The 18,760-nt window shown below is 70.0% G+C and carries 19 protein-coding genes and 3 pseudogenes; 11 read left to right on the plus strand and 11 right to left on the minus strand.

Features of this window, described 5'->3' with window-relative positions:
* Positions 1–7 precede the first annotated feature (7 nt).
* The gene (locus tag ACZ4VK_RS19470; protein WP_468353597.1) at positions 8–634 is read right to left on the minus strand and encodes a DUF1345 domain-containing protein; all 627 of its coding nucleotides are present in this window, start codon (positions 632–634) and stop codon (positions 8–10) included.
* A gap of 41 nt (positions 635–675) precedes the next feature.
* Positions 676–840, minus strand: coding sequence for a hypothetical protein (locus ACZ4VK_RS19475; protein ID WP_468353598.1), 165 nt, complete (start codon positions 838–840; stop codon positions 676–678).
* 142 nt (positions 841–982) lie between these two features.
* Between ACZ4VK_RS19475 and ACZ4VK_RS19480 the strand changes: the two genes are divergently transcribed.
* Positions 983–3,301: an FdhF/YdeP family oxidoreductase gene (locus tag ACZ4VK_RS19480; RefSeq protein ID WP_468353599.1), complete on the plus strand. Its 2,319-nt coding sequence runs from the start codon at positions 983–985 to the stop codon at positions 3,299–3,301.
* A gap of 122 nt (positions 3,302–3,423) precedes the next feature.
* On the opposite strand, the pseudogene ACZ4VK_RS19485 reads toward ACZ4VK_RS19480, so the two are convergent.
* Positions 3,424–3,690, minus strand: a pseudogene (locus tag ACZ4VK_RS19485) (molybdenum cofactor biosynthesis protein MoaE); the annotation flags it as partial.
* 41 nt (positions 3,691–3,731) lie between these two features.
* Here ACZ4VK_RS19485 and ACZ4VK_RS19490 point away from each other — a divergent pair.
* Both ACZ4VK_RS19490 and ACZ4VK_RS19495 read left to right on the plus strand, forming a co-directional pair.
* Complete coding sequence (locus ACZ4VK_RS19490; protein WP_468353600.1) at positions 3,732–4,145, plus strand: LysR family transcriptional regulator substrate-binding protein; 414 nt, start codon at positions 3,732–3,734, stop codon at positions 4,143–4,145.
* Complete coding sequence (locus tag ACZ4VK_RS19495) at positions 4,142–4,282, plus strand: hypothetical protein (RefSeq protein WP_468353601.1); 141 nt, start codon at positions 4,142–4,144, stop codon at positions 4,280–4,282. Before ACZ4VK_RS19490 ends, ACZ4VK_RS19495 begins: the two co-directional genes overlap by 4 nt.
* A gap of 97 nt (positions 4,283–4,379) precedes the next feature.
* On the opposite strand, the gene ACZ4VK_RS19500 is transcribed toward ACZ4VK_RS19495, so the two are convergent.
* Together ACZ4VK_RS19500 and ACZ4VK_RS19505 are read right to left on the minus strand one after the other, a co-directional pair.
* Positions 4,380–4,814, minus strand: coding sequence for a DUF6892 domain-containing protein (locus ACZ4VK_RS19500; protein ID WP_468353602.1), 435 nt, complete (start codon positions 4,812–4,814; stop codon positions 4,380–4,382).
* 47 nt (positions 4,815–4,861) lie between these two features.
* Entirely contained in the window at positions 4,862–5,305 is a 444-nt protein-coding gene (locus ACZ4VK_RS19505) for an endonuclease VII domain-containing protein (RefSeq protein WP_468353603.1), read from the minus strand.
* Positions 5,306–5,377: 72 nt separating this feature from the next.
* On the opposite strand from ACZ4VK_RS19505, the gene ACZ4VK_RS19510 reads away from it, so the two are divergent.
* On the plus strand, positions 5,378–6,004 hold the full coding sequence (locus ACZ4VK_RS19510; protein ID WP_468353604.1) for a GNAT family N-acetyltransferase: 627 nt from the start codon (positions 5,378–5,380) through the stop codon (positions 6,002–6,004).
* 172 nt (positions 6,005–6,176) lie between these two features.
* Here ACZ4VK_RS19510 and ACZ4VK_RS19515 read toward each other — a convergent pair whose 3' ends face one another.
* Together ACZ4VK_RS19515 and ACZ4VK_RS19520 are read right to left on the minus strand one after the other, a co-directional pair.
* Positions 6,177–6,572, minus strand: coding sequence for a GNAT family N-acetyltransferase (locus ACZ4VK_RS19515; RefSeq protein WP_468353605.1), 396 nt, complete (start codon positions 6,570–6,572; stop codon positions 6,177–6,179).
* 93 nt (positions 6,573–6,665) lie between these two features.
* Positions 6,666–7,208 (minus strand): annotated as a pseudogene (locus ACZ4VK_RS19520) (transposase family protein); the annotation flags it as partial.
* A 493-nt stretch (positions 7,209–7,701) separates the two neighbouring features.
* On the opposite strand from ACZ4VK_RS19520, the gene ACZ4VK_RS19525 reads away from it, so the two are divergent.
* From ACZ4VK_RS19525 to ACZ4VK_RS19550, 6 genes and pseudogenes are all read left to right on the plus strand, one after another.
* Positions 7,702–9,066, plus strand: coding sequence for a protein kinase domain-containing protein (locus tag ACZ4VK_RS19525; RefSeq protein WP_468353606.1), 1,365 nt, complete (start codon positions 7,702–7,704; stop codon positions 9,064–9,066).
* A gap of 86 nt (positions 9,067–9,152) precedes the next feature.
* Positions 9,153–9,269 (plus strand): annotated as a pseudogene (locus ACZ4VK_RS19530) (IS5/IS1182 family transposase); the annotation flags it as partial.
* 549 nt (positions 9,270–9,818) lie between these two features.
* Positions 9,819–10,334: a hypothetical protein gene (locus ACZ4VK_RS19535; protein WP_468353607.1), complete on the plus strand. Its 516-nt coding sequence runs from the start codon at positions 9,819–9,821 to the stop codon at positions 10,332–10,334.
* Positions 10,335–10,488: 154 nt separating this feature from the next.
* Positions 10,489–11,541, plus strand: a complete 1,053-nt coding sequence (locus ACZ4VK_RS19540) for a type III polyketide synthase (protein ID WP_468353608.1) — start codon at positions 10,489–10,491, stop codon at positions 11,539–11,541.
* A 77-nt stretch (positions 11,542–11,618) separates the two neighbouring features.
* Complete coding sequence (locus tag ACZ4VK_RS19545; RefSeq protein WP_468353668.1) at positions 11,619–12,140, plus strand: cupin domain-containing protein; 522 nt, start codon at positions 11,619–11,621, stop codon at positions 12,138–12,140.
* Entirely contained in the window at positions 12,140–13,345 is a 1,206-nt protein-coding gene (locus tag ACZ4VK_RS19550) for a cytochrome P450 (protein ID WP_468353609.1), read from the plus strand. The genes ACZ4VK_RS19545 and ACZ4VK_RS19550 overlap by 1 nt, the downstream gene beginning before the upstream one ends.
* Positions 13,346–13,430: 85 nt before the next feature.
* Here the strand turns inward: ACZ4VK_RS19550 and ACZ4VK_RS19555 are convergent, their stop codons facing one another.
* Positions 13,431–14,387: a helix-turn-helix transcriptional regulator gene (locus ACZ4VK_RS19555; protein ID WP_468353610.1), complete on the minus strand. Its 957-nt coding sequence runs from the start codon at positions 14,385–14,387 to the stop codon at positions 13,431–13,433.
* A 62-nt stretch (positions 14,388–14,449) separates the two neighbouring features.
* Between ACZ4VK_RS19555 and ACZ4VK_RS19560 the strand changes: the two genes are divergently transcribed.
* On the plus strand, positions 14,450–15,064 hold the full coding sequence (locus ACZ4VK_RS19560; RefSeq protein WP_468353611.1) for a TIGR03086 family metal-binding protein: 615 nt from the start codon (positions 14,450–14,452) through the stop codon (positions 15,062–15,064).
* Between the two features lie 81 nt (positions 15,065–15,145).
* Here the strand turns inward: ACZ4VK_RS19560 and ACZ4VK_RS19565 are convergent, their stop codons facing one another.
* The 3 genes from ACZ4VK_RS19565 to ACZ4VK_RS19575 form a co-directional block, all read right to left on the minus strand.
* Positions 15,146–15,685 carry an RICIN domain-containing protein gene (locus tag ACZ4VK_RS19565; protein ID WP_468353612.1) on the minus strand — a complete coding sequence of 180 codons (540 nt, stop codon included), beginning with the start codon at positions 15,683–15,685 and terminating at the stop codon, positions 15,146–15,148.
* Between the two features lie 212 nt (positions 15,686–15,897).
* A complete protein-coding gene (locus ACZ4VK_RS19570; protein ID WP_468353613.1) occupies positions 15,898–16,899 on the minus strand; it encodes an ArsR/SmtB family transcription factor in 1,002 nt (333 codons plus the stop codon).
* Positions 16,900–17,005: 106 nt separating this feature from the next.
* Positions 17,006–18,760 (minus strand): hypothetical protein, encoded by a 1,755-nt coding sequence (locus tag ACZ4VK_RS19575; RefSeq protein WP_468353614.1) that lies wholly within the window; start codon positions 18,758–18,760, stop codon positions 17,006–17,008.

The following is an 18,760-nucleotide window of genomic DNA, read 5'->3' on the forward strand; positions in this document are numbered from 1 at the left end:
AGTGTCCTCAGCCACCGAAGATGCCGACGACGAGGTTGACGGCGGTGGCGAGCGTGCTGGTACCGAACACGTAGGACAGCAGGCAGTGGCGGAGGATGACCCCGCGCAGTTCGGTGCTGTCGACGTTGTTGTCGGAGACCTGGTAGGTCATGCCGAGGTTGTAGCTGAAGTACAGGAAGTCGACGTACCGGGGCCGGCCCTTGCTGTTGAAGTCGATCCCGCCTTCCGGCGGCAGGTAGTAGATGTAGGCGTACCGGGCTGCGTACATCAGGTGCAGCGAGGCCCAGGCCATGAACACGCCCAGGAGTGCGAGCGCGGCGGCGGCCTGCCCCAGCCCCGTTCTGTCGGTGACGAGCAGCCCGCCGATGGCGCCGAGCGCACCGACGGCGGTGCCGACGACGGCGAGTTCCTCGACGGCGGGCCGGAGCTCCTCGCGCCGGGCGTTGTGGTGGGTGGCCTCCGCGTCCATCGGCCACAGGGCGAGCCAGCCGGAGACGACGAAGACGGTCTCCGCTGCGGCGAGGGCTGAGAGGAAGCCAAGCACGGCGCTCGCGGCGGGCAGACCGACGGCTGTGCCGACGACGGCGCCGAAGAGTAGCGAGCCAAGTCCGCGGGGAACGGTGGAGAGCGGCATGGATGCCTCGCGAGGGATGTGGACGACAGGGGAGGGGCAGTTCAGGCTGCCCGGACGGCGACGGCCTCGTCGCTGTCCGTCAGGAACGTCAGCGTCTCGTGCAGGTACGGCTCGACGGATGAGGAGGGAGCGTCGTGTCCCGGTGCAGCCGATCGCCACGACCTGGCCGGGTCGGGGACGTCGCCGACGCGGCGACCCGTAGGCATGATCACCCTAAGCATGGACCGCGTGGAACGCAGCCCGAGGGCCACCGGTCGGCTTCCCGCGGCATGGCTGGCCGAGTAGCGGGGCGCGGGCGGCGGAATTAGCCTGCCCGAAGGCGTACCCCTGCTGGGAAGGGTGAAGGTCGTGACCGTCGAGAAGGACGAGCCGGAAGCCACCCTGGAACCCAGGGTCGGCCCCGTTCCTGAGGGGGACCCGGAGTTCCACCCGTACCACCACCCGGCGGCCGGCTGGGGCGCGGCGAAGAGCGTGTCCCGGTTCATGGCGCGCGAGGGCGTGCTCCCGGTGGACGGGCCCCGCGCGATCATGAAGATGAACCATGAGAACACCGGGTTCGACTGCCCCGGATGCGCCTGGCCGGATGACACCAAGGGCCTCCATCTCGACATCTGCGAGAACGGCATCAAGCACGTCACCTGGGAGATGACCCGCAAGCGGGTCGGCCGCGAGTTCTTCGCCGCGCACACGGTGACCGAGCTGTCCGGGTGGACCGACTACGACCTGGAGAACCAGGGCCGCCTCACCGAGCCGATGGTCTACGACCCCGCCACGGACCACTACGTCCCCATCAGCTGGAAGGACGCCTTCGAGCTCGTCGGCCGCACCCTGCGCGACCTGGACGACCCGAACCGGGCCTCCTTCTACACCTCGGGCCGGCTCGGCAACGAGGCAACCTTCCTCTACCAGCTGATGGCCCGAGAACTGGGTACCAACAACCTGCCCGACTGCTCCAACATGTGCCACGAGGCCAGCGGCCGGGCCATGCAGGCCGCCCTGGGCACCGGCAAGGGCACCGTCGACCTCCAGGACTGGGAGACCGCCGACGCGCTGTTCATCTTCGGAGTCAACGCCGCCTCGAACGCGCCCCGGATGCTCACCGCCCTCTCCGAGGCCCACCGCCGCGGCGCACAGATCGTGCACGTGAACCCGCTGATCGAGGCGGCAGCCACCCGGACGATCATCCCGCACGACTTCAAGGACATGGCCACCTTCCACGCGACCCCGACCAGCACGCTGAACCTGCAGCCCCGGATCGGCGGCGACATGGCGCTGCTGCGCGGCATGGCCAAAGCGATCCTGGAGCACGCGTCGACCGACCCGAAGGCGCTGGACCGGGAGTTCATCGAACGGCACACCGCCGGCTTCGAGGAGTACCGCGCCGTGTGCGAGGCCACCCCGTGGGAGGAGATCGAGCACCAGTCAGGACTGAGTCGCGACGACGTGCTCAAGGCGGCGCGGGTGTACGAGGAGGCCGACCGCAGCATCATCAGCTGGTGCCTGGGCCTCACCCAGCACGAGCACGGCGTCGACACGGTCCGGGAGATCGTCAACCTGCTGCTGCTCCGCGGCAACCTGGGCCGTGAGGGGGCCGGCCCCTCCCCGGTACGGGGACACAGCAATGTTCAGGGCAACCGGACCTGTGGAATCGACCACCATCCGAGCGAGGAGTTCCTGGACCGGCTCGCCGAGGTCTGCGGCATCGACCCGCCGCGTGAGCACGGGCTGGACACGGTCGGCACGATCAAGGCGATGGTGAACGGCGACGTGACGGTGTTCGTCGGCATGGGCGGCAATTTCGCGCTCGCGGCGCCGGACTCTCCGGTCACGTACGCGGCACTGGAGAACTGCGAGCTGACTGTGCAGGTCAGCACCAAGCTGAACCGCAGTCACATCGTGCACGGCCGCCGGGCCCTCATCCTGCCCTGCCTCGGCCGGACCGAGAAGGACCACCAGCGCAAGGGGATCCAGAGCACCTCGGTCGAGGACTCGATGAGCATGGTCCACATGTCGATCGGCATGAAGCGGCCCGCCTCGCCGCACCTGCTCTCCGAGCCGGCCATCATCGCGGGCATGGCGCGCGCCGCGCTGCCCGACAGTGCCACGCCCTGGGAGTGGTACGTCGAGGACTACGACCGCATCCGGGACACCATGGCGCGGGCGCTCGACGGCTTCGAGGACTTCAACCGGCGCGTGCGCCTGCCGCTCGGCTTCCGCATCAAGCAGCCCGCGCGGGAGCTGGTCTTCCTCACCCCGTCCGGGCGCGCCGAGTTCTCCAGCGCCGCTCTGCCCGACGTGGTGCCCGCGCCCGGCACCCTGGCGCTCGGCACCATGCGCTCCCACGACCAGTGGAACACCACGATCTACTCCGACAACGACCGCTACCGGGGCATCAAGAACCTCCGCACGCTGGTCTTCATGAACCGGGCGGACATGCGCGAGCGCGGGATCGCCGACATGGCCCCCGTCGACATCACGAGCACCGCCAAGGACGGCGGCCGGAGGTATCTGAAGGGCTACCTCGCCGTCCCGTACGACATCCCGCGCGGCTGCGCGGCCGGCTACATGCCGGAGATGAACGTGCTGGTCGCCCTGGGCGACTACAGCGCCCAGAGCGACCAGCCGATCATGAAGCACGTCAAGGTGACGATCGAGAGGGCTTCCTGACGTCCGGTCACCCCTGGCGGACCGGAGGGTCCAGGAGGAGAGACGCGCGTTGCTCCGCGGCGACGAGCTCGGTCGGACCGATCTCCGCCGGTCAGACACGCCGACCCGTCATCCCGGGACGGTCAGCACGCACCCACCCACTCCGCCCCGCCGTCCGTGAAGATCTGGTGCTTCCAGATCGGCACCTCGTGCTTCAGGTCACTGACCAGGCGCTCGCAGGCGGCGAACGCCTCGGCGCGGTGCGGACAGGAGGCGGCCGCGATCACTGCGATGTCGCCGACGGAGAGTCGGCCGGTCCGATGCACCGCGGCGAGCGCGCGGACCGGAAAGTCGGCGGCCACCTTCCGGGCCACCCGGCGAAGCTCCTCCACGGCGCCGGGATGCGCTGACCGGGCCCTTCTGCACGGAGCACCCGCTGGTCACCGTCGAGGTGAGAGCGGATCTCCAGTCGGAGGACATCCTGCGGCGGGTGCGGGAGTTCGAACTCGAGGCCGGAATCACGTATCTGCATGGCGATCTTTCGGAGAACTACCTGACCGTGCCGCTGTACCGGGAGCGGTACGTGCTGCTCACCGATGCCGCCGACAGCCTCGCCCCCGGCGACTCGGCGACCTGGGAGGAGGTCTCGAGGCTCCCGCTGTGCCTCCTTACGGAGGCGATGCACGGGCGTCGCGTACTCGACGAGCTGTTCGCCGAGGCGGGCGTCACTCCCACGCCCAGGGTCGAGACGGACTCCGTCGCGGCGCTCTTCGCCCATGTCCGGGCAGGTCGGTGGGCGAGCGTCGTGCCGCACGCGTGGCTGCACGTCTTCGGGGTCCCGCGCGCATGCGGGCGGTGTCCGTGACGGAGCCCGACCGGGCGGTCCCGGTCGGGCTCGTGGTGGCGGCCCGGGAGCCGCGGTCGGTGATGGCACGCGCCCTGGTGGAGGTCGCGCGCCGCACCGATGTCGCGGCCGTACTGGAACGACTGCCTGAGGAGTAGCGCCGTCCTGGGCGACCCCTGGTCGGCCTGTCCATCCGGTTCTGGAGGGCCCAGACCAAGGCACGCGTCGGCTTACCGGCAGGCAGGTGCGGGGGGCTCAGTCGGTGTCGATGCCGCGCGCTGCGAAGACCTCCGCGGCGTCCGGCACGGCCAGGACGCCGTCTTCCACGAAGGTGACCTCCCGCAGGTTGGGCAGCAGGGCGAGGTCGTCGAGCGAGCGGACGTCGAACAGGTCGTCCTCGCCGTCCCAGGCGGGGGCGCAGTGCCGGAAGACGTCCGCCCCGGCATCGAAGCACAGCTCTTCCACGCGGGCGAGCAGCTCTGCCGGGATCTCCAGGGCCTCGAAATGGGTGCGGGACTCCGGCAGCACCTCCGCGTGGAGGCCGTTCTCCAGGACGTAGGACGCGGGGTCGCCGATCCCCCGTTCGGCCAGCCGCGAGGGCAGGTCGTAGGCCGGGAGGAGCGGCTCGGGGCCGTACATGAGCTCCTCGATGACGAGCAGCTTGAGGTTGAAGTCGCGGAACTGGCTCATGGGACAGGAGTACCACGGAGGTACGACACGGGTGCGGCGCCCGCCTCCTAGTAGCCCCGGAGGTACTCGGCTATCCGTTCAAACTTGTCCGGATCGTCGCCGAGGTACCCGATCACGGAGTTGCAGCGACGATGCAGGATGCCTCTCACGCAATTGCCGCAGGACGTCTTCTTGGGGCAGCACGAGTGGTCGTGGTCAATCACCACGTCCTTGTCGAACTTCCCGAGGTGTTCTCCACATACCGGGCACCGGCCGTCTTGTCGCAGATGGATCTCCGCGTACCTGTCGTACGTGATGCGGTGCCTCGCCGCCCTCCTGACGATCTCCTGCTGATCTTCGTTGCACTTGGTGCTGTCGCAGACGTACGTCCACACGGTTTCCTCGCCGCTGGAAACGAACCTGCGCTCGTTCCGCCCTCCGCAGCATGCGCACTTGGGCGTGCCCTTGATCATCGACATTCCGGCCTCCACGCTCCCCTTCTCCAGACGCACCGACGATCACGGTGGGACTCCTGCGCCTGCTAACCGGTCGACACCCTGACATGGATCAGGTTCGCTGGCCGCATGCCAGAACTGCGTACCGACCGGCTTCTCCTCCGCCCATGGCGGGAGTCCGACCTTGAGCCGTGGGCGGCGATGAATGCCGACCCCGAGGTTCGAGAACATCTGGGGGAGCTGCTGACGCGCGATCAAAGTGATGACGCGGTGGCCGTCATGCAGGCGGAGTTCGACAACCGAGGTTTTGGATGGTGGGCGCTGCAAGTACGGCGGACCGGCGAGTTCATCGGCCGTGTCGGCCTGGACGAGGTCCACAAGGACATGCCCTTCGCGGGAGTGGACATCGGTTGGCGGTTGGTCCGTTCGGCATGGGGACACGGCTACGCCACCGAGGCCGCTCTGGCCGCTCTGGCCTTCGGCTTCGAGGTCCTGGGACTGCCGGAGGTCGTTGCCTCGACGACCATCGACAACGTTCGTTCCCAGGCGGTCATGCGTCGGATCGGCATGACCCGGGACGGAGCTGACGACTTCGAGGACCCGAGCGTGCCCCCAGGCCCGCTTCGCCAGTGTGTGCTGTACCGAACCACCGCAGAGACGTACGCGGCCCACACCACGCGACCGGCGTTCCGGCCTTCACCAGCGACCGGGCCCTCGTCACGGTCCACGGCATGGCCGGCCGACGGCGGCAGGTGACTCCCGAAGTCGCGTACATCAGCTGATCGCGTGGGCGTGCGACTCCCGATCTCACGTCAAAACGACGTCGTACCTCGGGTTCTGGCTCAGGTTCTGTGGTGCCGACACGGTGGGTGACGGCTGGGAATGAGTGGGGCTGTGTGCACCATGGCCGAGGGGTTGGGCCGTGATGTTAGAGGGCGATCAGCCCTGCTGGTGTCTCCCGGAAGCCGCAGGCGTCAAAATAGAACGAACGTAGATGTTCCTCGAAGTCGACGTGGAGCCACTCGCACTTCGCGGCCCGGGCTTCTTCGGCTGCGACTGCGACAAGCCCGGCGCCAACCCCTCTCGACCGAAGATGCCGGGCAACCACCGTGTCCAAAATGAAGGCGTGTGCTCCGCCGTCCCAGACAACGTTGACGAATCCGATCAGAGCGCCGTTTTCCCACGCGCAAACCCAGCCAAGGCTGTGGCGCTCAAGCCGTGCTCGCCAGTCGGCCTGAGCGACCGGGGAGTCGAAACCGTCGGCGTGCAATCTGTTGAGGGATGCGTTATCGAATTCGCCCCGCCACTCGTACTTGATCGCCACGTACGGATCCTAGTGCCCAGGGGGTACTTGGTCCGCATCGGCTACTGAGCGAGGAGAACCCGCTTCCGGAGCAGGTGGAAGCCGGCACGGCCGAAGACCGGTGTTGATGTAGGCGCCGTAGCCCAGCACGGTGACCTCCTCGCAGACGGTGGCCGGGCCGGAGTCCCGCCAGGCCTTCGCGTCGGCGGTGTTGCCGGGTACCGGCCGGGCCGCCGCGATCACCAGCTTGGTGTCGGCGTCGATGATGACCTGCACGTTCGCCGAGAACCGGTAGGTGCGTGAGGACGCGCCGGTGGTGCGGTCGCGGACCGGTATCAGCGTGCCGTCCACGATCCACAGTCGGTCGACCGCGTCGGTGGGGCGGGTGGCCGGCTCGATCGCGAGCAGCGACCGCAGCCGCTGAATCACCCGGCAGACCGTCGCGGGTGAGACGCCGAACAGCGGCGCGAGCTGCCGCATGGTGAGGTTCGTGCGGTAGTACACGGCCACCAGCAGCACCCGGTCGGCCAGCGGCAGACACCACGGCCGGCCACCGCCGGGTCCGTTCCCGCCCCGTTCACGGACCGCCTTCACCAGCCGCTCGAACTGCCGCATCCGCAGACCCGTGAACGTCTCCACCCGCAACACCCCACGCATACAGGGAAATGCCCGCTTCACAGACTTCTGCAACACGCTTTAAAGGCTGCCCCGTAACTGCTCGTTGTCACCGGGCGGCGGCGTGCAGGTCCCGGATGTACCAGTCGAAACGTCTGCCGTCCTTGCTGTGCGTCGACTCGCCGGGCGTGAACCCTGCCCGGTGAGCGACTGAGGCAGATGCGGGATTCTCCGGCTCCACCTGGATTACCGCCTCCGCCCCGCCCTCACTCCGTACTGGGACGCCAACGGGACCGCGTGGGTAGCCAGGCCACGACCCCTCCAGGACGGATATAGACCGTAGGCCACATTCGCCTGGCCGGGCGCCAGACCTTCTCCTGCGGACCGCAAGTCGATCGTGCCCGCGAGCACCTCGTCGCACCCATCCGGATGCCGAACGCGCGGGCCCCGGCCCCCCTGGGGATCGGCGCACTCCGTTTGTGAGGACTGTCGACTCCGTCCGGGGCGGGCCCGAACCGCTCCTACCATTGGCTCCATGGGGGACCTATTCGGCGTGGGCGCGACACTGGCCGAGGGCCGGTACCGCATCGACGGACCGCTCGGCAGCGGCGGCATGGCTCAGGTCTACCGCGCCTACGACGTCAGGCTCGACCGGCCCGTCGCCGTCAAGACGATGCTGCCCGCGCTCGCGCTCGACGAGGGCTTCGTGGCCCGGTTCAGACGCGAGTCCCAGGCGATGGCCGCACTCGGACACATCCACGTCGTCACCGTGCACGACACCGGCGAGGAGCCACGCCAGGGCGGCCCGCCCATCCCCTACTTCGTCATGGAGCTGGTGGCCGGCCCCTCCCTGGCAGACCAACTGCGCACGCACGGCCCCCTGCCCGTACCCCAGGCCCTGCGCCTCGTGGACCAGCTCCTGTCCGCCCTCGAGGCCAGCCACGCGCTGGGGCTGGTCCACCGGGACATAAAGCCCGCCAACGTCCTGCTGGCGCCGGGCGGCGTCGCCAAGGTGACGGACTTCGGGATCGTCCGGGCGGTTGCCGGCACCGCGCTGACGGGCACCCATGCGGCGATCGGGACCCCTCCGTACATGGCGCCGGAGCAGCTCCGCGGCGCGCCGGACATCGATGGCCGGTGTGACCTCTACGCGGTCGGCGTCGTGCTCTTCGAGCTCCTGACGGGCCGCAGGCTCTTCGACGGCCTCGACATCTTCGCGGTCGCCGTTCAACAGCGGGAACGGCCGCTGCCGGCCCTGGCCTCCTACGGGGTCACCGGCCGACCGGCCCTCGACGCGGTCCTGGCCCGCGCCCTCGCCTTCAGCCCGCAAGACCGGTACCCGGACGCACGGGCGATGCGGGTCGCGGTGAAGGCGGCGGACATGGCTCCTCCCGGCCCTACCGCGGAACCGGTGCCCACAAGTCCCGCCTTCAGGCCTCCGCTCGCGGTGCCCAACAGGGCGGGGCAGTTCGGGCCCCCCTTCGGGCCTCCGCGCCCCGATCCGGACCGTAGGACCGTGGTCCACACGGAGCCCTGGAGATCACTGCCCCTGCGCACCCGGGTTGTCCAGGGCGGCCGACTGTCCCTGTGTGCCTTGCTGGTAATGGCGGGGATCTGGTTCTCCACGGCGGCGATGGATTCCATCAACGGGCAGGACTGGGGGCACGCGCGGTGGATGGCCGTCGCCCAAGGCCTCGCGGGACTGGCCGGAGCGGTAGGCGCGCTGCCCTTCTGGACTCGCGCGGTGCAGCCGGCCGCCACGCTCCACAAGGTGTTCTCCTGGATCCTGCTCGCGGCCGCCCTGTTGATGCTGGCGTTCGGCTGCATGATGTACGTGGCTACCAACCAGCAGGAGAACTGCGTCAAGGCCGACTACCAGGGCTGTGTATCCCTGTCGTAGTGCGTGGTGGAGAAGCTCGGGCTGCTGTAGGCCCCACACCATCGGCAACCGCTTCGGAGCCTGGGGGTACGCGGTAGGGACCTTCCACGATCGCCGACGGCGGCTACCTGGGAACCGGACTCGTCATCCCGCACCGCCACGAACGCGGCCAGACCGAACTCCTGGACCGGAGAGAAGAACACAACACGGTTCTGGCTCAGGTTGTGTGATCCGTGCACGGTGAGTGACGTTTGAACTCCCGGAGATGGCCCAGGAAGTTGCCCCAAAACGAGCAGTGGCACGACTGACTGGGCCGACAGTTCGTGGCTGTGAATGAGATCTTGTTCCGGCTGGAGGGGCTGTTGCTCCCCTCAATCGCGGATGTCGTGGTGCTGTTGGTAAGGGCTGACCCGTAAATGTTCTCCGAGTCGCCTCCATGGTGGGCTGCGGTACTGCCGGCGTGGACTGACCGGTGAGGGCGAGGTCGTGCATCCGTGCAATGCCGAGCGCGGCGTGGTGGACGCCGTCGGTTCTGGCACTTCTGTGAAGTCGAGCCGATCCTCGGTGTCCCAGGTCGACGACTCCGGTGGACCATCAGGTCAGCGGCTTGTTCCGCGGCCGGCAGGAACTGGCTCGGCGTGGGTTTGATGAGATGACGGTGAGGTGGTCGGACTTCTGCTCCGCGTCTCTCGCCCTTCCGGCGGAGGAGGATCGTCCGCTGAGCTGATCCGGCTCGTGAGCTGCCGGGCCAGAGTGAAGGCATGACAACCCCCATGGCGCACATCATCAGCAGAACAGCCACAGAACGGCCCGTTCCCCGGTGGGCTGTCGGCGCAGCGCATGCGATGCCTCTGGTCGCACTGCCGGTGTGCCTGTGGCGTCTGCCGATCGCCTTCGGCTACGGCATGGGCGGGGAGGTGCTGCCCTCTTCACCGTGGAACATTCCCTACGTCGTCGGGCTCAGCGTCCTGTCCGAGGCGTTCGCCCTGCTCAGTCTCGGGCTGGTCCGCCGTTGGGGTGAGGTCGTGCCCACCTGGGTTCCCAAGCTGGGCGGCAGACGAATACCGCCCTTCGCGGTGATCCTCCCCGCGACGATCGCCGGCCTGTTGTTCACCGCCTTGATGGTCCACTGGGCGTTCGGGGCCTTCCGCATCAACGGCGCCGACGGCTTCCCGTACGCCGAGGGCTGGGACGTGCTGGCGATGACGGTCAGTGGCCTGTTCACCTTGTGGGGTCCCCTGCTGCTCGCATTGACGTTCGCGTATCACCGCCGCCGCCGCTCTCGCTGACCCGGCGGTCTTGCCGCCACCGTCTCACTTCCCGCCGTCGTCGCCCGCCGCGGTGCCGGCTGTGGACCGCTGTGACCCGGACCGAGGGTGATCGTTACTCAGCGAGTTGAGCCGGACCGGGCACGCTGGTGGCTCGTGGGGAAGAGGGTGTCGCATGGCGACGTTATGTCGGCCTGCCGTGTCAGTTCCGGAGTACGTCATCACCATGGAGGAGACACTCGAGCTCGCGCGCTCGCGCCATGCCGACCACCCCCGACTGAGCCTCTCGCTGCGCCTGATCGAGAACACCGGGGTACGGACCCGCCACCTGGTGCAACCGGTCGAGGAGACGCTCGCGCACCCGGGCTTCGAAGAGCGCAACCGGCTCTACGCGGCAGAGGCCAAGGCCCGCGTGCCCCTGGTCGTCCGGCGAGCCCTTGAGGACGCGGGGGTGCGTGCCGCCGACATCGACCTGATCGTCTACGTGTCCTGCACCGGGTTCATGATGCCCTCGCTCACCGCCTGGCTCATCAACTCGATGGGATTTCCCTCCACCACCCGGCAGTTGCCGATCGCCCAGCTGGGATGCGCGGCCGGCGGTGCCGCGATCAACCGGGCGCACGACTTCTGCACGGCCTACCCGGAGGCGAACGCGCTGATCGTGGCCTGTGAGTTCTGCTCCCTGTGCTACCAGCCCACCGACATCGGCATCGGATCGCTGCTGTCCAACGGCCTGTTCGGCGACGGTGTGGCCGCCGCGGTGGTCCGCGGGACGGGCGGAACCGGCATCCACCTGGAGCGGAACGGCTCGTACCTGATCCCGGGCACCGAGGACTGGATCGCGTACGACGTACGCGCCACCGGCTTCCACTTCCTGCTCGACAAGCGGGTGCCCGGCACCATGGAGCCGCTCGCCCCCGCGCTGCGCGCCCTCGCCGACGGACACGGCTGGGACGCGTCCGCCCTCGACTTCTACATCGTGCACGCCGGGGGGCCGCGGATCCTCGACGACCTCAGCAAGTTCCTCGGCGTACCCCCGGACGCCTTCCGCTTCAGCCGGGCCACGCTCACCGAGTACGGAAACGTGGCGAGCGTCGTCGTACTGGACGCGCTGCGCCGGCTGTTCGACGAGGGCGGCGCCGCCGACCGGGCGCGCGGCCTGCTGGCCGGATTCGGGCCGGGCATCACCGCCGAGATGACACTGGGTCGCTGGAGCCGTACGCCGTGACCCTTCCCGAAGCGGACACCACTACCACATCCGCCACATCCGCCACATCCCCCACGGTCCCGCGGCCACCTGGCGGCCTGATCGTGCCGCCCGGCGGTGGCCGCACGCTGCGCACCGCCGCCCAGCAGGTGACCTTCAAGGTGACCGGCGAACAGTCGCGCAGCGCGTCGAGCTTCGAGGTCGTCGTCCCGCCCGGCTTCGACGTCGGCGCGCACGTCCACACCCGCAGCGAGGAGCTCTTCTACGTACTCGAAGGGGAACTCGACGTCCTCGCCTTCGAGCCGCGCGTGCGGACTCCCGACGGCTGGCGCGGGTGGCGGTCCGCCCGGGGGGACCGCGTGGTCCGCGCCACACCCGGCACGGTCATCGTGGTCCCGCCGGGCTGCCCGCACGCGTTCGCCAATCGCACCGAAGCCCCGGCGAGGATGTTCTTCCAGTCGTCCCCGCCGCCGGACCACGAGCGGTATTTCGAGGAGCTCATGGACATCCTGTCCGCCGAAGGACCCACCGACCACACCGCCATCGCGGCCCTGCGCCGCCGCTACGACATCGAGCAGCTCACCCCGCTGCGCCACGACCGGCCGGCGAGGAGCCAGTGATGAGGGACACCGCTCCACCCGTGTACGAGGCCGTCGACCTGGCGGCGCTGGACTTCGACCCGTTCCTCCGCGAGGCACTGCGGGAAGCGCCGGTCGTCCGGGTCCGGCTGCTGCACGGGACTCCTGGTGAGTGCTGGCTGGCGACGCGGCACGACGTGGTCCGGTTCGTCACCTCCGATCCCCGGTTCAGCCGGGACATCGTCGGCCGGCCGCTGCCGAGCATGAACAGATACCTCGTGCCGCTGGACCGGGCGGTCAGCTTCGTGGATCCCCCCGACCACAGCCGTGTCCGTTCCGTGGTCTCCTCGGCGTTCAACCGCTCGGGCATGGCGGCGCTGCGTCCACGCGCACAGGCTGTCCTCGACGACCTGATCGACCGCATGGTGGCGTCGGGGCCGCCCGCGGACCTCGTACGGCAGGTGACCTCGCCGTTCCCGCTGCACGTCATCGGAGCGGTGCTGGGCGTGCCGGAGGCCGACCGGCCGCGGCTGCGCGTCTGGGCGGACACCGTGCTGACGAGGGCGACGGACGAGGCGGGCGTCGATCGGGCCCGTCAGGCCAAGGAGGACGCCCGCGCCCTGTTCCGCGAGCTGGCCCGGGAGCGCCTGGCCCGGCCGCAGGCCGATCTCACGAGCACCTTGGCAGCCGCGGTCGCGAGTGGCCGGATCGAGGAAGAGGAAATGCTCGCCCTGGCGGTGCTGATGGGGGTGAACGGCTGGCACGCCGTCCGCAATCACACCTCGAACATGATGTACGTACTCCTGACCGACGACAGCCTGATGAGCCGGCTGCGGTCGGACCCGCGAGCCGTGCCGGCGGCCGTGGAGGAACTGCTGCGCTGGATTCCGCACAAGCACGGCGTGGGACAGCCACGCGTCGCCACCGAGGACGTCGAGGTGGGCGGGGTCAAGATCCGCCGGGGCGAGGCCGTGTACGTCTCGTACGTGGCGGCCAACTGGGACGAGTCGTGCTACCCCGAGCCGGGCCGCATCGACATCGACCGCCAGGGCCGGCCCCACCTGGCCTTCGGCTACGGTCCCCACCACTGCGTGGCACCGTTGCTGGCCCGGCTGGAGGCGGAGCTGCTCCTGACCACGCTGGTCGAGCGGCTGCCGGACCTGCGACTGGCCGTCGATCCCGGCGAGGTGGTCTGGCAGAAGGACGTGCTCATCCGCGGGCCGGTGGGACTGCCGGTGACCTGGTAGGCCCAACGGGGCGGAGCCGGGTGGGGGTCAGCCTGCCTGTGGAACCGTCGGAGGTCACCCGTAGGGTCGGCGCGCCGCATTTCGTTCACGAAGAGCCCGGCGGCCCGTACACACCGGCCAGCTCAACCGCCAGACGTGCGAGCCGCTCCCTTGCCTCCGGCGGGTCCAGCACCTCGATGCGTGCCCCAAGGCCGGCCAGCTGTGTCGCGACGACCTCCGGCGTCGGCCCGTCGACCCGTATCTCCGTCCACCCGTCAGGGAGCATCGGACCGACGTGCAGGCGCCCGTCGAACAGCCGCTCCAGGATCGCCATGGCACCCGGCTCGACCCGGGCCCGAACCGTCGCCGCGTACAGCCGCTCCTCCAAACGTTCGGCGAACGAACGCCAGACCGTGGGAAGGTCGAAGCCGTGCGGCCGTACGACGGGCTCGCCGGTTGCCTCGACCGAGGTGACCCGGCTGAGCCGGAAGGTCCGCAAGCCCCGCTCCGTCTCGGCGACGAGGTAGTCGCGCCCCGCTTTGGCCACGAGACCCAGCGGATGGACGGTTCGCACGCCGACGGGCTTGCCGGGTCCGGCGTACCCCAGCCGCACCTGGATGCCGTCCACCACGGCCCGCCGGAGCGCGTCGAGGTGCGGCCCGGGGGCCGTGACGTCGGCGCGCGACCAGTCCGTGCCGTCGGTGTGGCCGGCCCGCGACGCGGCCTCGGCTCCCGATCGCAGGGGTGCGGGCAGCGCACGTACCAACTTGCGCAGTGCCGTACGGAGTTCGGGCGTGGTGGACGAAGGGCCCGCGAGCAGGAACAGCGCCCGGATCTCCTCGGCGTTCAGCCCGGTGAGGTCCGTACGGGCGCCGCCGACCAGCGACCAGCCGCCGCCGCGGCCACGCTGCGAGTAGACGGGGATGCCCGCGGTGGACAGGGCCTCCAGGTCGCGGCGTGCGGTCCGCGGCGACACTTCGAGTTCGGCGGCGACCTCGGCCACGGTCACACGGGTGCGTGTTTGGAGGAACAGCAGGGTCGCCACGAGACGATCGGCTCTCATGCCGACCATTCTCTTCCGGAAAGTGGCCAGGAGGTGACCTGTTCAGCTTTCAGGATGAGCTCATGACGCACACCGAGAACACCCCACGGTCCACTGTCACCCCCGACGCCACCGACGACCCTCGCCAGGGCCTGCTGAAGGCCATCGCGCTGGCCGGACGTACCGTCGCCGCGGTCCGGCCCGAGCAGTTCGACGGGCCCACGCCCTGCACCGAATTCACCGTCCGGCGGCTGGCCGGGCACCTCGTCGCGGTCCTGCGCCGGATCGCCCTCGCCGGGCGCGGCGGCGACGTGATGAGTCTCCCCACGGTCGCCGACGACCTCGCGGACACCGAATGGCAGGAGGCGTGGGACGCCGCGGTGCGTGACGTCGAGGCGGCGTGGGCGGATCCCGCGATCCTGGGCCGGACGCTGACACTGCCGTTCGGCAGCCTCCCGGGTGCGGCCGCCGCAGCCGTCTGGACCTCGGAATTCACCGTGCACACCTGGGACATGGCCACCGCGACCGGCCAACTCCCGGACTGGGACCCCGAGCTCGTGGCGATCTCGTACGCGGCCATGAGGCGCGGGCTGCCCACCGGGCCGCGTGACGGTGCGCCGTTCGGGGCAGCGGTGGACGTCGACGCGGACGCGCCGGCCATCGACCGCCTCGTGGCCTGGTGCGGACGCAAGCCGTAATCAGCATCCGAATCGGGGAGGGCGGCCCCATGGCAGGGTCGCCCTCCCCGCACGTTCGGGCAGGGCCGGGCGGGTCCTGGCTCAGCGCCAGGTCTGGTGACGGTTGTAGTAGCACTGGATCGTCCGCAGCCCGTACTGGCTGTCGTCCAGGCACTCGCCCGTGGCCTGGCTCTGGAAGGTCACCTGGTCACCGCTCTTGTGCGCGAACCAGCTCTGCTCGCGCGACGAGTCGCATGCCCGGGTGGCGAGTGTGACGCCGTCGTCGTAGAGGCACTCGTTGGTCGCGAGGTTCCGGAGCTGACGCGTGCCGTCGTTCCAGACGTGCACGTTCCACTTCTGGTAGACCCCGCCGTTGCAGCCGTAGCCGCGCAGGCCGTACTGCTGACTGTCGTCGAGGCAGGATCCGGTGGCCATGTTCGCGAACGTCTGGACCACGTCGGTCGCGCGCAGGACACCGGCGTCGGTGCCCGTCGTACGCAGGGCACCGGCGGTCGTGGCCGTATCGGCGTGTGCGGCCGGCCGGGTGACCGGTTGCGCCGACACCGTCGTGGTGCCGGCGGCAAGGAATCCGGCCGCGGCCAGAAGCGCGAGGATCCCCTTGTGGAAGGCATGCGGACGCATCTCTCTTCTCCTCTCGTCATGCCACCGCGAGCGACTCCGGCGGCCCTTCGTCAAACGGCTCTGCGGCACGCCGGTCGACTCGTGGCGTGGCCGGTTGACGCGGGCTCACCGTAGGTCGGGGATCGGTGGCGAGGCCAAGCTTTCGATCCCCGTCGAAAGCATCGGAACGAGCGGCGTGGAATGTGTCCTGGAGGCCGTCCGGGGGCGGTCGGTCACAGGGGGCGCGCGCCCGGCTCCAGCAAGGCCATGCCCATCGACGTCACGGTGTGGAGGACCGCCTTGCCCTCGCGTCGAGTGGTGACCAGGCCGGCGTTGCGGAGCACGGAGGTGTGGTGGCTCACGGTCGCCGGCGAGATGCTGAGCCGACGTGCCAGATCCGTGGTGCCACGACCGACCGCCACCGCCTCCAGGATCGCGGCGCGTGTACGTCCCAGCAGGTCCTCCAGCGCCTGACCGGTGGACGCGCCGCCGCCCTCCCACAGCGTGCTGCCCACCAGGGCGTCGGTGACGGTCGGGACGGCGAGGACGGGTGCCTCGGCCGGGTCCAGCGTGGGCTGCATCAGCTCGGCCCGCCCGGCGGAGAACATCGTGGGGGCGATGACGAGACCGCGTCCGTTCAGATGGACGTCCGCCTCGTGCGGATGCTCCAGTTCGAGGACCGGCGGCCGCCAGCGGAGCATCGGGCCGCACAGGATCTTCAGCAGCCGCTCGACCCCGCCTTCGGCCATCGCGTTCGCATACGCGGCGCGGACCTCGGCCAGATGCGTGCGCACCCTGACCCAGTACGGGGCGACGGTCACGCCGTGGCATGCCCGTAAGGCCGCGGTGACCTGGAGCCATGCTTCACGGTCGCCGTCCACCAGGTCGCGGGCCCAGACGCGGTGCGTGGGGTGGAAGCGGATGTTCTCGAACTCGAGGCGGAGCAGATTCCGGGGAGCGCCGAGCAGCCGGTCCACCGCCTCCTCGATGCACGCCGAGTCGCCCGCCAGGCTCCTCACGTCGACATCGGGCCCCAGGGACGGCAGCAGCGCGAGGAGGGGACGTGCCCGTTCGTCCAGGCGGCCCCGTACCGAAACCTGCCAGCGCCGGAAACCGAGGTCGATCTCAGGGGCATGCAGCAGCTTCACGCTGTCGAACGTCTCGGCCGCCGCACCGATCGTCCCGGCCAGTCGGATTCGCATCAGGTCCTGGCCCGTGAAGTGGATCCGTTTCACCGAACATTCCGTCCCCGCGTTCCCGTTCGCACACATCAGTCTCGCGCGCGGACCGGTGGCCGTACAACGGCCAATCAGGCCAGACGCCCCCGCGACCCGAAGCCCCCTACTCCGTCGGCCGTGGCTTGCGCGACACAGCCGCGTCGAAGGCCAGTCGGCTCGCTCCCTCGCCCCGGCCCACACGGACCCGTCTGGTCGTCCAGCGCTCGTATCCGCCGTCCGCCCGGCGGGTCACGCTCGGTTGCCTGCGGACGGCGATGCCCTCACGGGGGATCTCCGCGTCCTTCAGGGCCTTGGTGTCGGGCCGGTTGAGGAGGCGGCCGAGCGGGGCCACGTCGGTGCCGTCCGGGCCGATCGTCCTGCCCTGGACGAGTTCGATCTCGCGGTACTCCGTCGACCGGGGCAGGTACGGGATCCACCGCGCCGGAACGCCGGTCTCCAGGCGGTAGTCGAGGGCCGCCCGCGGGACCGGCCCCTCGGTGGGCGGCAGCGGGTCGTCACGCTCACGGGAGCGGTCCCGCCCGGCACCGCTGGGGCCCTGCACCGAGCGTTCGACGGCCCAGACCAGGTTGGCCATCTCGTCGCGCAGGTACAGGACCTCCTCCACCGGCGGGCCGTCCTCCACGGCCACCGCGCCCGGCGGGACGAGCAGCCCCCGCGCGGTGGTTCCGGCGGCCGTGCTGAGGGTGAACACACGCCAGCGGCCGTCAGGGCTCACCTCGTCCGTCGGGCGTACGACGAAGTGCTCGCCGAAGGTGGTGGTGTACAGCACCGACTCGACGGTGGTCAGTGAACCGAACGGTACGTCGACCGGGACCACCAGCCAGTCGTTGCCGTAGGTCAGGGCGTACTCGGCGACGAGCAGCCGGGCGAGGTCCCACGGTTCGGACTCGATCACGCCGAGATCGACCTCGGCGTCCTCCATCTCCCAGAGACGGTCGGCGGGCATGCCGGGATAGCGCAGTGGGCCGGCCAGCAGCGTGTGGACCTCGCGCTTCTCGGGGTCCGCGGCGGGTCCTCCGGCCGGTTCTGACAGCGTCGCGCCGGCCGGCGCCCGGTCGAACGTGTACCAGTCGATGTCCCCGCCGTGGTGTGCCGGCGCGTCGAGGACCGTCGTACCCGCGCCGACGCGGAAGCGGTGCTCCAGCCGCTCGCCCACCCAGGCGTCCGCGCCGCCGGGCCGGGGCGAGACCTCACCGCGGTACCAGACCATCCATGGCCCGACGACGGCGAGCAGCCGGCCCTCTTCGGTGGTGTCGGCGGGCGCCAGCCATGCCGGAATGCCGTCGGCGTCCTCGAACTCCTGGCAGATGAGCTCCCCGTCGGCCATGTGTCGGCCGACGAGGAGCCGTGTGAGGCGGGCCCACTGGGCGTCCAGCCGCGCATGGGGATCGCTCGTGCCGAGGTCGAGGGGACAGTGGTCCGCGAAGTCCTCGCGGAACCTGCCGAGTCCGGCGTCGTCGAGGGCCGCGAGCAGCGCGGCGGCCGCCTCGGCACGGGGGCGCAGCCCGGGTGCGACGGCCGTCACGGGCTCGCTCTCCACGAGAGGTTCGAGAAGGTCCCGCCGTCCGCGGTTGAAGGGCTGCCCGTCCTTCTCCTCCCCGGGGGCCCAGCGGTCGACGAGAGTGGTGCGGGTGGCGACGCGGACGGTGAGCGGTGTGCCCGCGTCCTCGCCCGCGAACTCGCCCAGCTGCCACTGCCGGGCGAGGAGCCACAGCGGGTCGTGGACCCTGGCCTCGGTGCCGGGCCGGGGGTCGCCGGACGTGCTCTGTGGTTCGAGGCGCGTCCACGTCGGCGGTCGGGCCAGGGCGAACGCCTCGTTCGCGGTGTACTTCTTCTTGGAGATGTGGTCGATGGCCAT

The sequence above is a fragment of the Streptomyces sp. NPDC028711 genome (assembly GCF_055565415.1).